This is a genomic window from Streptococcus sp. 2106 (assembly GCF_013277315.1).
Lineage (GTDB): Bacteria > Bacillota > Bacilli > Lactobacillales > Streptococcaceae > Streptococcus > Streptococcus pseudopneumoniae.
On the sequence record NZ_VMMS01000019.1, the window covers coordinates 25,159 to 39,118 of the forward strand.

The 13,960-nt window shown below is 33.9% G+C and carries 14 protein-coding genes and 1 pseudogene; 1 reads left to right on the top strand and 14 read right to left on the bottom strand.

Going from position 1 to position 13,960, the window contains the following annotated elements; genetic code table 11:
• Nucleotides 1–131 precede the first annotated feature (131 nt).
• Entirely contained in the window at nucleotides 132–1,109 is a 978-nt protein-coding gene (locus tag HT723_RS02305; protein ID WP_050203426.1) for a hypothetical protein, read from the bottom strand.
• A 93-nt stretch (nucleotides 1,110–1,202) separates the two neighbouring features.
• Entirely contained in the window at nucleotides 1,203–1,514 is a 312-nt protein-coding gene (locus tag HT723_RS11885; protein WP_050203425.1) for a hypothetical protein, read from the bottom strand.
• A gap of 635 nt (nucleotides 1,515–2,149) precedes the next feature.
• On the opposite strand from HT723_RS11885, the gene HT723_RS02315 reads away from it, so the two are divergent.
• Nucleotides 2,150–3,013, top strand: a complete 864-nt coding sequence (locus tag HT723_RS02315) for a helix-turn-helix transcriptional regulator (protein ID WP_172934540.1) — start codon at nucleotides 2,150–2,152, stop codon at nucleotides 3,011–3,013.
• A gap of 284 nt (nucleotides 3,014–3,297) precedes the next feature.
• Here the strand turns inward: HT723_RS02315 and argH are convergent, their stop codons facing one another.
• The 12 genes and pseudogenes from argH to slmA (HT723_RS02375) all read right to left on the bottom strand — a co-directional run bounded on the left by argH (nucleotide 3,298) and on the right by slmA (HT723_RS02375) (nucleotide 13,941).
• Entirely contained in the window at nucleotides 3,298–4,692 is a 1,395-nt protein-coding gene (argH, locus tag HT723_RS02320) for an argininosuccinate lyase (protein WP_172934541.1), read from the bottom strand.
• A gap of 28 nt (nucleotides 4,693–4,720) precedes the next feature.
• Nucleotides 4,721–5,917 carry an argininosuccinate synthase gene (locus tag HT723_RS02325; RefSeq protein ID WP_172934542.1) on the bottom strand — a complete coding sequence of 399 codons (1,197 nt, stop codon included), beginning with the start codon at nucleotides 5,915–5,917 and terminating at the stop codon, nucleotides 4,721–4,723.
• Between the two features lie 16 nt (nucleotides 5,918–5,933).
• Nucleotides 5,934–6,740 (bottom strand): ABC transporter substrate-binding protein, encoded by an 807-nt coding sequence (locus tag HT723_RS02330; RefSeq protein ID WP_172934543.1) that lies wholly within the window; start codon nucleotides 6,738–6,740, stop codon nucleotides 5,934–5,936.
• A 171-nt stretch (nucleotides 6,741–6,911) separates the two neighbouring features.
• A pseudogene (locus HT723_RS02335) lies at nucleotides 6,912–7,719 on the bottom strand (IS5 family transposase).
• A gap of 32 nt (nucleotides 7,720–7,751) precedes the next feature.
• Nucleotides 7,752–8,348 (bottom strand): response regulator transcription factor, encoded by a 597-nt coding sequence (locus HT723_RS02340; protein WP_023945190.1) that lies wholly within the window; start codon nucleotides 8,346–8,348, stop codon nucleotides 7,752–7,754.
• Nucleotides 8,329–9,903: an ATP-binding protein gene (locus tag HT723_RS02345; protein ID WP_023945192.1), complete on the bottom strand. Its 1,575-nt coding sequence runs from the start codon at nucleotides 9,901–9,903 to the stop codon at nucleotides 8,329–8,331. Before HT723_RS02345 ends, HT723_RS02340 begins: the two co-directional genes overlap by 20 nt.
• A gap of 89 nt (nucleotides 9,904–9,992) precedes the next feature.
• The gene (locus HT723_RS02350) at nucleotides 9,993–12,011 is read right to left on the bottom strand and encodes an FtsX-like permease family protein (protein WP_023945194.1); all 2,019 of its coding nucleotides are present in this window, start codon (nucleotides 12,009–12,011) and stop codon (nucleotides 9,993–9,995) included.
• Between the two features lie 11 nt (nucleotides 12,012–12,022).
• Complete coding sequence (locus HT723_RS02355) at nucleotides 12,023–12,757, bottom strand: ABC transporter ATP-binding protein (protein WP_023945195.1); 735 nt, start codon at nucleotides 12,755–12,757, stop codon at nucleotides 12,023–12,025.
• Between the two features lie 263 nt (nucleotides 12,758–13,020).
• Nucleotides 13,021–13,197 carry a salivaricin M family lantibiotic gene (gene slmA, locus HT723_RS02360; protein ID WP_057487960.1) on the bottom strand — a complete coding sequence of 59 codons (177 nt, stop codon included), beginning with the start codon at nucleotides 13,195–13,197 and terminating at the stop codon, nucleotides 13,021–13,023.
• Between the two features lie 93 nt (nucleotides 13,198–13,290).
• Nucleotides 13,291–13,473 (bottom strand): salivaricin M family lantibiotic, encoded by a 183-nt coding sequence (gene slmA / locus HT723_RS02365; RefSeq protein WP_078156164.1) that lies wholly within the window; start codon nucleotides 13,471–13,473, stop codon nucleotides 13,291–13,293.
• Nucleotides 13,474–13,553: 80 nt separating this feature from the next.
• Nucleotides 13,554–13,721 carry a salivaricin M family lantibiotic gene (gene slmA, locus HT723_RS02370; RefSeq protein WP_240148716.1) on the bottom strand — a complete coding sequence of 56 codons (168 nt, stop codon included), beginning with the start codon at nucleotides 13,719–13,721 and terminating at the stop codon, nucleotides 13,554–13,556.
• Between the two features lie 31 nt (nucleotides 13,722–13,752).
• Nucleotides 13,753–13,941: a salivaricin M family lantibiotic gene (slmA, locus tag HT723_RS02375; RefSeq protein WP_172934544.1), complete on the bottom strand. Its 189-nt coding sequence runs from the start codon at nucleotides 13,939–13,941 to the stop codon at nucleotides 13,753–13,755.
• Between the last annotated feature and the right edge of the window lie 19 nt (nucleotides 13,942–13,960).

Sequence of the window (13,960 nt, forward strand, 5' to 3'; positions counted from 1 at the left end):
TTCCAATTAGCAATACACCTAATATAAATAAAAGTATTTCCCAAAATTTATTATCCGTGTTAATGAGAGGTATAAGATACATACTGACTAATATGCAACTTGCCCCTACAATAGCAAATATTATTCTGGTTTTATCTCCTAATTGAAACATGTTTGATCCCCATATACACTTCAAGCAAAAGTTGGATTTCTGAAATGGCTAAAGATAAAGATAATGGTTGCGAGCTATTTAAACTATCATCAATATTCTGCTCGATTAAAACAAAGTCTGGTCTTACCTCTAAAATTTTATTTAACATTGATTCATATTTATTTTTTTCATTATAATGCCGTAAATATAGATTTAATTTTATAACATCCAACATACCATAAAGTGATATTGGATGATTTATTTTTTTAAATCGCCTAACTTCTAATAAATCAATTTGTTCACGCACACTCTCTGAAAGATATGGCTTGATCAAACTGATATAAGATAAAGCCACACATGGCAACTCAGATTTTGATTGCAATTTCCAAATTTCATGATAATCCTGAAGATTAAACTCACAATTCTTCTTAGATTCCAGTATTGTTAGTACCTTTGATTTTAACAGAAATAATTGTTGATTCTCAATTCTATAAAGTTTTTGTACTAATGCTATGATAATAGAAAATGGAATAAGAGGCAAAAGCAACGGTTTGTCATACACAAAAGTAAAGAAAAAATAGTATGAAATTAGTGTTGTAAAGTACAAGAAGTAGTAAAATTTAAACAGATTCTTAGTTGTTTGACTCTCCTTATAAAACACTGCTATTCCTGGACTAAATCCCATTAGTTGGTGAAAGAGAATTCGATAGTATTTCCTAGCTCCTATAATGATCACAAATATAAAATAAAAATAAATTGGTCTTAATTTACAAAAGATTGAGGAAACTAGTAATAGCAAAGTATGTAAGCATTGAGACAAAATATAGAATAACGGTACCGCCAATACAAAGGTTAAAATGGCATGAGAGGGAGTTCCTAAGATATCCAATTTTATAAATACTGGGCTGACACAAAATATCGTGCTTATAAGCAGTAAAATCACTAAAACTGTGTCAAAAAAATAACGTTTATTTTTCATTTAGTCTACTTTCCATTGTTAAATAATACTACAGGCAAATACTCCTTTGAATTTAAGTAATGGAAGTATTTGCCTGCAAAAAAATATATTATACTAATAGAACAACCGCATATTCCATAGTGCAGCTCCTGCCCCAATAACCACTACTGCTGCTGCACCTCCAGTCGCCCAAATAATAGGAGCAGAGATTGTTGCAACTTTAGCCATTAAAACAGGATAGCTATACCTAACTGCATTACCCACTGCTGACACCAATCCAACTTGACGCATTGCATCACGTAATCCTGCACTCCTTGCCCATAATCCTTTAATGTTTCTACTAAAATTATTCCAATCTCCCCCATCAAGATACATCATCTCTTCTTCATCAATCACAACATAATTATTTGGTAATACAAGTTCCATTTGTTTTCTCCTTTTTATTAAGCATGGTTAGGATGGTTTCCTAACAAGTGATCGCAGGCTTTGTTTAGTTACCTAAATTAGACTTCCTTCCTTTATCTTATTTTAAATATTTAAAACCAGTTACTGCTTGAAGCTTAACAGTTTACTTAATTCAAATAACAGCTAATCACTGATTCCCTGATTTTATCAAATATACTAATAACAACAATTGTGATACGATCATCATTATAAGAACAACATTTAACGAATCAAAGTTTTTCCGAGATAATAATAAAGCAACAGCAAGCAGTATTATTACTAAAGATTGAATAACTACTATTACTCTTAACATTTTATCCTCCACTAACAACTCAAGCTCCCTTACATTATATCGACCAGCCCCATGGAAAGATTATAGTTAGACTAATCAATGATATAATACATACTAGAATACAAAATATTTTTTTATTCATACTTTTTCTCCTATCTTTATTTTCTACCTACATCATACCTCTTATTAAGCTCATTTCAAAATTACGTTAACTTTTTTCATAAATTTATTTTTACTTTCTTTTTTACTTTTTACACTGCTATGATACAATATTTTTAACAAGATTTTATTATTTGTTAACTTTTTTCACAGAAAGGAGAAAATCATGCGTTATGATTTCGGAAAGGTCTATAAAGAAATACGTGAGTCAAAGGGGCTGACCCAAGAAGAGGTCTGTGGGGGTGTTCTTTCAAGAACCAGCTTATCAAAAATCGAAAGTGGCAAGACAACCCCAAAATATGAAAATATGGAATTTCTTCTCCGTCAAATCAATATGAGTTTTGAAGAGTTTGAATATATCTGTCAACTTTATCAACCAAGTCAACGCACAGAGATTATGCAAACCTATCTCAATATGCGTTCCATTATCGGGACCAGCGATCTTGTCAATTTATTTCAAAAATGCCAAGACTACCTCAAGACCCACCACGATCTCCCTATAGAAGAAATCAGAGATATACTTGAAGTTGTCATTTATATCCGTCAACACGGGGCAGGTGAACTATCAGATCACGCAGAACAGGTTGTCAAAAAACTTTGGAGAAAAATTGAAAAACAAGATACATGGTATGAGAGTGATCTAAAAATCCTCAATACCATTCTTTTCAGTTTTCCCATTGAATACCTCCATCTCATCACTGGAAAAATATTGCAACGCCTAGAAGTCTATAAAAACTATCAACATTTATATGACTTGCGAATGACAATTCTATTAAACCTTTCCACACTCTATCTATACAATCAAGATAAAAACATGTGTAAGCAAATCTGCTACACTTTACTGGAGGATGCCAAGAACAAGAAAAGCTATGATAGGCTTGCTATCTGCTATGTCCGTATTGGGATTTGTACAGACGATTCTAAACTTATCCAAAAAGGTTTCTCCCTTCTGGAGCTAACCGAGGAAACTTCTATGCTGTCTCATCTCAAAAAAGAAGTAGAGACCTATTATCAACCAAAGAAATTATAAAAAAGTCGAGGGGGTTCCTCGACCTTTTCATATTATTCTATTCATTATTTCTTAATACCTGCCGTTGTTAATCCCGAAGTTTTTAGCTCTGCCAAGCCACATAGTTTGCTTACTACTACGTGTCCATGTCACCATGAATCGCCGAACGATTTAACGAGAAAGTATGACTTTTACGTTTATCCCAACTCAATTATGACATTTTTTCAAAAGTCAATATATCTCACTTTTTTAACGACAAGAAAGAGGCTGTCAATCGACCAACCTCTTATTCTGAACCTATCAATCTAGCACTTTTTAGCTTCATTCGCTTTCTTAGCGACTTCAATCTGGTATTTCACTTGGTCAAACCCTGTACCTCCCAAGGAATTTCGTCTTTGGACAGCCGTTTTAGGTTGTAAGTAGACATAGATATCCTCAGCAATGAGAGAATGATAGGTTTGCAATTCCTCCAAAGTCCAATCTTGAATATTTTTAGCAGACTTGATAGAGTCTAGCACTAATCTTCCCACAACCTCATGAGCTTCTCTAAATGGCAAGCCTTTCCCTGCCAAATAATCTGCCAACTCAGTCGCATTTGAAAAGTCCTTCTCTGTAGACTCTTGCATTTTTTCCTTATTTACCTGTAAGCTAGATAACATACCTGCCAATACATCGAGGGAATTTAAAATCGTTTCGACCGTGTCAAACATTCCTTCCTTATCCTCTTGCAGATCCTTATTATAAGCTAAGGGCAAGGACTTCATGACTGTCAATAGTCCAAACAAATGTCCATAAACTCTACCAGTCTTTCCTCGAATCAACTCAGCCATATCTGGATTTTTCTTTTGGGGCATAATAGAGGAACCTGTTGTAAACGTATCTGACAAGGTAATGAATTGGTACTCAAAACTACACCAATTGATCATTTCTTCACAAAAACGGCTCATGTGCATCATGAGTATGCTGGCATTGGATAGAAATTCTAAGATAAAATCGCGATCACTAACAGCATCCAAAGAATTTGTATAAGGTTGCTTAAACTCTAACAAATCGCTAGACAATTGGCAATCAATGGGGAAAGTCGTCCCTGCCAAAGCTGCCGCACCTAGAGGGCATAGGTCTGTATGCTTCTGGTTAAATCCAAAACGTTCACTGTCTCTTTGAAACATATTGTAGTAAGCCATCAGGTGGTGGGCAAAACTAATCGGTTGGGCATGTTGCAGATGGGTATAGCCCGGCATGATTGTCTCCACATGATTTTCCGCCAAGTCTAATAAAACACCCTTGAGATGAGTCAGTTTATCTAGGACATGGCCTAGTTGTTCCTTGAGATATAAGTGCATATCTGTCGCAACTTGGTCATTTCTAGAACGAGCCGTATGTAGTTTCCCTGCAAGGGGACCAATTTTTTCTGTCAGCAACACTTCCATATTCATATGAATATCTTCGTTTGCGATATCAAAGACAAGTTGGCCTGCCTCTAGCTCTTCTAAAAGCTCTTTCAAGCCTTCTTGAATCTTTTCTGATTCCTTCAAACTCAAAATGCCCGTCTGACCCAACATCTGAACGTGGGCTAAGGAACCAATCACATCAAATTTAGCTAATTTCTGGTCAAAAGATATACTCGCACCAAAGCGCTCTACCCAGTCTTCGACAGTACCTTCAAAGCGACCACCCCATAATTTTATATTCTTAGCCATATCACATCCACCTCTCTATCCAATCGTCCTATTTGGCGCTTTTTTGAACCTCAGAATGAACCTTGGTTGGAAGTCCCCACAACTTAATAAAGCCAATAGCCGCATCTTGGTCAAAGGTATCCGCACTAGTATACGTCGCCAAATTTTCATCGTAAAGTGAATTTGGTGATTTTCGAGCCACGACCTGAGCGCTCCCCTTATAGAGTTTAACTTTTGCAGTCCCATTGACAACTTTTTGAGTCTCTTTAATATAAGCAATCAAGGCTTGTGTAGCTGGACTAAACCACAAAGCATTATAAATGAGATTTGATAATTCATTTTCTATAATTGGTTTAAAATGAGCCACTTCTCTCACAAGCGTCAAGTCCTCAATTTCCTTATGAGCTGTCAGCAAGGTCACTGCACCTGGACACTCATAGATTTCTCTTGATTTAATCCCAACCAAACGATTTTCCACGTGATCAATCCGTCCGATCCCATGTTTCCCAGCTATTTCGTTGAGTTTTTGAATCAAATCTGCCAATTTTAACCCTTCTCCATTGAGGGAAACTGGGACACCTTCACTAAACTCAATTTCAATGTATTCTGGCATATCTGGAGCTTGCTCTGGAGAAAATGTAATATCAAAGGCTTCTTCTGGAGCCTGATTCCATGGATTTTCCAAAATACCACACTCATTGGCACGTCCCCAAAGGTTTTGGTCGACAGAGTAGGGATTGTCAAGGTCAGCAGGAACAGGTACTCCATTTTCCTTGGCATAATGAATTTCTTCCTCCCGAGACCATTTCCATTCACGAACTGGCGCAATCACTTTTAAATTGGGATCCAAGGCTGCAATCGATACTTCAAAACGCACTTGGTCATTCCCCTTACCTGTACAACCATGAGCAATTGTAGTCGCTCCTGTCTGATGCGCGATTTCAACCAATTTTTTAGAAATAAGAGGGCGGCTCAAGGCAGATACCAAGGGGTACTTTTGTTCATAGTAGGCATGCGACTGGAGAGCTACTAGCACATAATCTGTAGCAAATTCGTCCTTAACATCAATGACATAAGATTCGACTGCCCCAACCTTGAGAGCCTTATCATGGATGAAATCCAAGTCTTTCCCCTCACCCACATCCATACAAACTGCAACAACATCATAGTCTTTCTTTAGCCAGGTAATAGCAATTGATGTGTCCAAACCGCCAGAATAGGCCAAAATTACTTTTTCTTTACTCATGTTCTTTTCCTTCTTTCTATTTTTCAATGGACGCTTTAAAGGCATCCTCAATGAGTTTGTCTAATTCTCCAGACTCCTTCAACTTTTGAATGGTTTTATCGACTGCCTCTTTCAATTCCTTGCTATCTTTTTTCATGGCTACCGCGTAGGAATCATCTTGCTCTTTTTCAAAATTGAGGTCTGCGATTGCTAAATCAGGATTATTTTCCACAAATCCCTTGGCAACTGGTTCTTCAAAGATGACGGCATCCACTTGCCCTGATTTTAAATCTGTGATTAAATTCCCATTTTTAGGCAGAGATACGAGGGATGAATTTTGTAGCAAATCTTTCGCCATCGTCTCTTGAATCGAACCTTTCTGTGCTCCGACCTTTTTCTGCGCCAAGTCGTTTACAGACTGATAAGTGGCCAAGTCAGATTTTTTGACAATGAGTTTATTTTTTGCAGTATAGTAGGGAATTGAAAAATCGAACACCTTGCTCCGCTCATCTGTCTTAGAAACACCAGATATGGCAAGGTCAGCTTTACCTGATTGAACACTAGCCAGTACATTGTCAAAACTCATGGGAGATAGTTCCAATTCGACACCTAGTTCTGTTGCGATAGCCTTGGCTAATTCGATATCTGAACCCACAATCTGATTTTTCCCATCAACCACTTTTTGGTATTCAAATGGAGCAAAATCTGGATTGAGGGCTACAACCAATTTTCCTTTGGACTTGATAGCTTCAATTCCAGACGATTGATTGTTACTACAAGCAAATATTAGGGGGAGCATCACTAAACCAAACATCGTCATCAACACCTTCTTCATCTTATTCATAACAAAGCCTCCTTTATGTTTATTCCTTTTATTTGTATAAATAATACACTTATCTTCATCCTTTGTCAAGCCTAAATTGGAAAAATTTTCAATTTGAAACAAAAAAACCTAGAAATACTACATAAAAATGTCATTCCTAGGCGTATTTATGCTATTAGACTTCCTGCGAAACTAGAATCCTAGTTCACGGTTGATAATTTCAGCAATTAAATTTATTCGTAATCCAAAGCGTTTACGTCGATTTCGATAGGTTGTTGAAAACATTTTAAACGTTTCTACTTTGGCAAAAACATTCTCAACCTTGATTCTCTCTTTAGATAGCACATGATTATAGGATTTATCTTCAAGAGTTAGTGGCTTAAGTTTGCTTGATTTCCTCGGAGTTTGCGCTTGTGAATACATCTTCATGAGCTCTTGACAACCACTGTCAGCCAAGATTTTACCAGCTTGTCCGATATTTCTGCGGCTCATTTTGAACAACTTCATATCGTGGCAATAGTCCACTGCAATATCCAAAGAAACAATTCTCCCTTGGCTTGTGACAATCGCCTGAGCCTTCATAGCATGACATTTCTTTTTACCAGAATAATTGGTTAGTTGATTTTTTTAGGACGATTGATTTTTACCTCTGTTGCATCCACAATCACCGTATCCTCAGCACTAAGATGAGTTTTTAAAATCGTAAAACCACTTTGAAGAAGAGTCACACTTCAACCCATTGACTCCGACGGATTAAGTTGCTTTCGTGAATGCCAAAATCAGCCGCAATTTGTTCATAAGTTCGGTATTCTCGCATGTATTGAAGAGTAGCTATGAGGAGGTCTTCTAGGCTTAACTTAGGGGTTCGTCCACCTTTTGCGTGTTTAAGTTGATAAGCTGTTTTTAACACAGCTAACATCTCTTCAAAAGTAGTGCGTTGAACACCAACAAGGCGCTTAAATCGTGCATAACTTAATGGTTTACTTGATTCATAATTCATAGTTTTATGCCAATTTGGCATAAAAGATAATCTTACTCTGGAGAGAAATATCCTAAAAGTTCTGCTTTATGGATTGCCTCCTGCCTATTATTAACACCTAGCTTTGAAAATACATTTGCCAAATGATTCGAAACAGTCCGCTTACTTAAAAATAAGGTTTCACAGACCTCATCAATTGTTAAACCATTTCTAATCGATTCTAACACTTCTATCTCTCGTTCAGACAAGATATCCACGATTTCTTCTACCGAAAAATACTTTTTTCCACTATATATACCTTTTAATTGAGTAAGAAGCTTATCTGGATCGATACTTTTATCAATAAAAGCATAGGCTCCCATCTTCTGAGCTCGATACTCATAAATTTTTTTGCTATACCCTGTTAAAATAACGATTTTAATACCTCGTTCTTTTTTTATCATTTCTTCTGCCAAGGCTAATCCATCTGTTTCATAAATACTAGTCAAATTAATATCTATCAAAATGATATCGTATGGACTATAATCAATATCATCTACTGATTGAAAATTTTCAACTAAATCAACATATTCAATTGTTTCTGATAACTCTAAAATCATTTTTATGCTCTGACTAAACAACTTGTGATCATCAATTAATAAAATTTTCATAGCATAGCTCCTTATCTATTGGTAATTGAATTTCTACTTGAAACATAGCATCCATTGTCTGAATTTCTATTGTTCCACCTAAAACACTAACACGATTTTCTAAATTCTTTAACCCATAACCAAGATGGTTACTAGAAATATCATAATTATTTTTACAAGATAAATAAATAATATCGTCAGATACAGAGAGAGATAACCAAATAGTATGTCCTGATGAATATTTAACAGCATTAGTCACTAATTCTTCAATAAAGCGATAAAGAATCTTATCATACGGTTCCATTAGAAAAAAATCAGACTGAAAATCTGTTTCAACTTCTTTCATAGTCTCATATCTCCTCAATATTCTATCAATTAATGATGTATATTTTTTAGTTAACTCCTCATTGCCACTACTCATTGGTTGATAATAATCCATTCTCTCTCGGATACGTTGAACTAGTTCATCTGAGACATATCCAATCTGAGTTCTAAACTTCTCATCTTCTCCATATTTATTAAAATTTTTAATAGCCATCACACTTTGTAATACTTCGTTATGAAGAAATTCTGCGAATTGTTGCTCTATATCTTCATTAGCTAACAAATTCTTCACCATCTTATTTCTTTTCAAAAATAAAACTTCTAAATAATCTTTTGCACCCGTTAGCCGCTTACCTCTAAATAATCTAATAAATTCTTCCGTTAGAAATCCAACAATCAGCACAAGTAAATTAAAACAAATAAAACTTTGTTTTAAATCTAGTCTTGCAATAATAAATGTAGCAATTAAAAGGATACTTACCCCCAGTAGTACTTTTAAACTTGCCTCAATATATAATAGTTTCAACTCATCTATCTTTTTTTGAAAACTCATATAAATTGTTTTCAAGTGGAACGAAACAAGTACCAAAAAAATTTCTACATACCATAAAAAATTTAAAATACCAATATCAGCCGTGTTAATATATAAAATGACATAAGTAACGGGTAGAAAAAATGAAAGGAAGGTTAAATTTTTCCTCTGGTAATTTAAAAAAGATTTCAACTCTTTTTTATACATCATTAACAGAACAATAGGTAAGCAAGAAATGAAAAATGATGTAAATATAGATAAGAATAAAAAGAGAGGCTCACTAAAAAAATAAGATATCTCTGTAATAATCGTAACAATAAAAGTTACAAAAAATAGTTCCTCACCTATTTTTTTACCTAACAGAATAATAGATACTGAACTATAAACTAATAGAAAAGAATTAATGGGATGAAGCAGATCTAAAAAATGGAATAATGTGTGTTCAACATTCAAACTCAGAGCCAATTGCCAACTAATTAAAAATAGAGATAGTAATAGCCACAACTTTAATTCACTATATTTAAACTTTAAGAAATTACAAATATAAGTAGAAATAATCAACAAAATAATAAAAACAACTGCAAATTTTTGAGTAAAAGTTGATGAAAAGTCAAATGGAATTTTAAGGTATATATAAACCATTAATATAAAATGATTTATTAAAGTGCTCCACCATAACAATAATGAGTTATCAGAAATATTCTTTAACCACGTCTTCATATTTAAAATTTCCTACTATGATTTTTTGTTATCATTATATCACAAAACCAGAATAAGGATAGCTAATATCCCATTCTGGTTTTCACTCATTAGATCTGATTACTGGCCCTCACACAAATTTTATAGGTAAAATAGATATAAATTGTAAATAAACCAATCATAAACAATAAATATTTTACATCAATTACAACTGTTGTATTTGCAAAATTTTCAAAGTAGCCTAATAAGCTATTACTAAGTGAACAACTCAATGGAATAGCTATTAGCAACGGTATTAGAAAATAGGCGAGAATCTGTTGAAAAATAATTTTTTTATTTTGCATTCTTTGATTTCCTAATAAATAAAGTATATTGTAATCATTAACACTTTCTAATGCATTTGTGGAAGCCTGCAACGACAGAATACTCAATGTGATAACTGTAAAAATAACTCCAACAAAAATTAGAACTAATACAATGACTCCCATAACTCCTAGATATAGTTCTGCTGATCGAACTTTTGTTTGATATACAAAATCAGCTTGATTTCCTTCTTGATCCGTAAAATAATAATTTTCAATCCAGTTCTCTAAAAATGATTCAACATTTCGTTTATCAATCCCTTTTTTATATAAGGCTACATAATGTAAACTGTTAATAGTCAATTTTTTCGCTACTTTATCAGGGACTATCAATGTCCCTCGATCATTATTTTCTACTGTAGTAACAAAATAAACATTTTCCAAAGGACTTTTAGAACTTGACCTTAACTTTACATCGGAAACAGTCAATTCGTTAGTTTTAGAGAGAAATTCCCTAATCTGCTTCCTAGTGCCTTTATAGTTTGCATTTATTAAAAATTCATTGTCTGACAAACTGACTTCTTTTTTCCCTTGAAGTCTTAATAAAGAATTATAATCAGTAAGCGAAACAATATTAACGAACGAGCCTCCTAATTCTTTATCTAAATCCCATAAATTGCTTGTATCAATAATATCTTTATAAGTCAATTCACTTATATAAGTTGGATACTCAAACTCTTTATCAATAATCGAAAAGTCAAAACCATCTTCTTTTAACTTATTCTTTACATCTATATTGTTATGATGGTATTTTTCTCCCTTAAACATCTGCACATCAATATCATAAGGAATAAATTTATTTAAATCATTACTCAATGAACTGTAGGCACTACCACTAAAAATCAATAAGCTAGTTGCTAATGCCAAGGAAAGCGATAATACCGATATGGTCACCGAATTACGATCTGCTTGCTTAGATAGTTGTCTGAGTTTAAATGAATTATATTTCTTGAAATACCAATTTGGCAATGAATAAGTTAAGCGGATCAAAGAATGACTTAATGTACTGTAAAAAATAAATATAACTAGTACAAACAGTGTTATAAGTAACATTCCCCAATTTCTAAGAATTGAAATATGTGTATAGTCTGATAAATAGACACATCCAAAGCAAATAACTAGTGCCGACAAGATAAATAGTAGCAATTGCCATTTTGTTTCTCCTTTCGAAAAAATAGAACTTTTAACACCATTTTCTTGAATAAGAGAAATAATAGCTTGCTTTCTAAAGGTAACTATGTCCATCACACCAATGATTACACTTGTTGCTAAATATGATATTCCTAATAAATTAACTGATTTCATGTCTAGAAAAAACATATTACCAAAATAATTCCCCATAAAAAAATTAGATGCAATATGTGCTAGAACAATCAATACTCCTAACCCTAAGATAAATCCTGCAAGCAAAGCAAACAGATTAACAACCATTGTCTCACAGAAAAGCGTTCCTACAATATGACGTTTTTTCATCCCCAATGTTGCGTATAGACCTAGCTCTTGTTTTCTTCGACCTAATACGAAACCAGTGGAGTAAACAACTAAAAAAGCAATTGTACTCAATACAACATAAGATAATAGTCCCATATATTGTGTCATAATGGTTGTCATCATCTCCTTAGCACCTGATAAACTTTGCATAACAGGATGACTTGGCAAAGCATTAAATGCATAGAGTAGACTATAAATTAACGTTAAACTAAGAAAATAAACTGTGTAGGTCTGTAAATTTCTTTGAACATTTCTGAGAATTAATTTTGGATACATCCTACTTCTCCTTATCGTGTATGTTTATAAATTTTTTGTAAGTATTCTTCATTTGATAAAGAATGGCGGTACATATCTGCTGTAACTTGTCCATCCTTTAATAGAATAATTCGTGATGAATACTTAGCTGCTGCCGGATCATGTGTCACCATTAAAATGGTAATGCCAAAAACTTGATTAATCTCTTGCAGAAGAGCCATTAAATTTTCTGAGTTAGCCGAATCTAAAGCACCTGTTGGTTCATCTGCAATAAGCAGTTTAGATTCATCAATTAGAGCACGTGCGGTGGCAACACGCTGTCTTTGTCCTCCTGATAATTGATTGGGAAATTTATTTCGTAATTGACCAATTGATAATTTTTCTAGGATATTTTCTATTTTTAAATGACAATCAGCAACTTTTTTCCCTTGAATTTGTAATGGTAAGACAATATTCTCATAAACTGTTAAAGTTTCAACTAAATTATAAGATTGAAAGATATAGGAAATATTTTGTGAGCGATAGTTTGCCAATTGATTATCTGTTGCATTGATGATATCAAATCCCTCAAAGGAAATATCACCTGACGTCGGCTTATCGATTGTTGAAATACAGTTTAACAAAGTTGTTTTTCCACTGCCGCTTGCTCCCATAATAGCAAGAAATTCTCCTGTCTTTACAGAGAGATTAACATCCGATAAAGCATGAACTAGGCTATCTCCCTCCCCAAACTCTTTATTTAAATTTTTTACAACTAATTGTGACATAAATATTCCTCCATTTCTATTTTACAAGACTATTATAATCAATCTGAGCTTTAATATCATGAGTAATTCGTGCATAATCTCTCTAAAGACAAGTAAAAAAGCCATAAACTAGTATGGCTTTTTAAATATACATCATTTTCGTTCTTTTCGTTTTTTCATAACGTAGACGATACCAATAATAGATGCTCCTAGAATCAATACGGGAGCATAAAACTCAAGTGTTCCAATAATTCCTTCCATCTTACTCTCCAATCTTGTTCATTCTATCTACAGCGGACATTTGGTGACGTACATTCATAAGAAAGCGTGAAAGCCCACCCACAGCGACCTTGACTAGTCATTCGAATTGCTGTTCTGAGTCCAGCTGCAGAATTACCTGCTAATTCTTGATTGTCAATTTCATGACGCAAGCTATCAACTTCTACATAATTTTCTTCCATTTTGTTTCTCCTATAATTTATCATTTAACTCTATATCTGTCAACTATAACAAGGAAAATTTTCACATCTCAAGAAACATATATACTTCCTAAATTAACAATTAACATTATTACTTGTACATTCATAAGAACATGTGAAACATCGACCGCAGCGACCAGCTAGAGTCATTTTAAATGCTGAATACCAGCCTCCTGCACCAGAAGTTCCTTCCAATTCTTGAGCGCTAATTTCAAAGTCTAAAGTGTCAATTTCTGAATTATATTGCTTGTTTTCCATATTGTCCCTCGCAAAACTTTCCTTGTTTATAATAAATTTAACAAATACTATTTATCAGAATAAAATTTTCTAATCCTTAGTTAACCGCATTTTACATGATTACTAGTACATTCAAATGAACCAGTAAACCATCGACCACAACGACCTGCTAGACTTAATTGAACTGCCGTAAACCAACCTGAACCTGATTTACCTGAAAGCTCTTGCTCGTTTACTTCAAAATCCAAATTATCAATCTCTGATGACATTTTCTTTTCTTCCATCATTTTTCCCCCATTTTTATTTACCACAACTTACGTTGTTACTAGTGCCTTCAAATGATCCTGTAAACCATCGACCGCAACGACCTGCTAGACTTAATTGAACTGCCGTAAACCAACCTGAACCTGATTTGCCTGAAAGCTCTTGCTCGTTTACTTCAAAATCAAGACTATCAATTTCTTCACATTTATGAATATGTTTAGTCATAAACAACTCTCCTTTCTTT

Coding starts and splice junctions, on each gene's coding strand:
- slmA (WP_172934544.1), bottom strand. CDS start 13,941: ATGACTAAACATATTCATAAATGTGAAGAAATTGATAGTCTTGATTTT.
- HT723_RS11885 (WP_050203425.1), bottom strand. CDS start 1,514: ATGGAACTTGTATTACCAAATAATTATGTTGTGATTGATGAAGAAGAG.
- HT723_RS02330 (WP_172934543.1), bottom strand. CDS start 6,740: ATGAATAAGATGAAGAAGGTGTTGATGACGATGTTTGGTTTAGTGATG.
- slmA (WP_240148716.1), bottom strand. CDS start 13,721: ATGTCATCAGAGATTGATAATTTGGATTTTGAAGTAAACGAGCAAGAG.
- HT723_RS02340 (WP_023945190.1), bottom strand. CDS start 8,348: ATGAAAATTTTATTAATTGATGATCACAAGTTGTTTAGTCAGAGCATA.
- argH (WP_172934541.1), bottom strand. CDS start 4,692: ATGGCTAAGAATATAAAATTATGGGGTGGTCGCTTTGAAGGTACTGTC.
- HT723_RS02350 (WP_023945194.1), bottom strand. CDS start 12,011: ATGTATCCAAAATTAATTCTCAGAAATGTTCAAAGAAATTTACAGACC.
- HT723_RS02345 (WP_023945192.1), bottom strand. CDS start 9,903: ATGAAGACGTGGTTAAAGAATATTTCTGATAACTCATTATTGTTATGG.
- HT723_RS02355 (WP_023945195.1), bottom strand. CDS start 12,757: ATGTCACAATTAGTTGTAAAAAATTTAAATAAAGAGTTTGGGGAGGGA.
- HT723_RS02305 (WP_050203426.1), bottom strand. CDS start 1,109: ATGAAAAATAAACGTTATTTTTTTGACACAGTTTTAGTGATTTTACTG.
- HT723_RS02325 (WP_172934542.1), bottom strand. CDS start 5,917: ATGAGTAAAGAAAAAGTAATTTTGGCCTATTCTGGCGGTTTGGACACA.
- slmA (WP_078156164.1), bottom strand. CDS start 13,473: ATGGAAAACAAGCAATATAATTCAGAAATTGACACTTTAGACTTTGAA.
- slmA (WP_057487960.1), bottom strand. CDS start 13,197: ATGGAAGAAAATTATGTAGAAGTTGATAGCTTGCGTCATGAAATTGAC.
- HT723_RS02315 (WP_172934540.1), top strand. CDS start 2,150: ATGCGTTATGATTTCGGAAAGGTCTATAAAGAAATACGTGAGTCAAAG.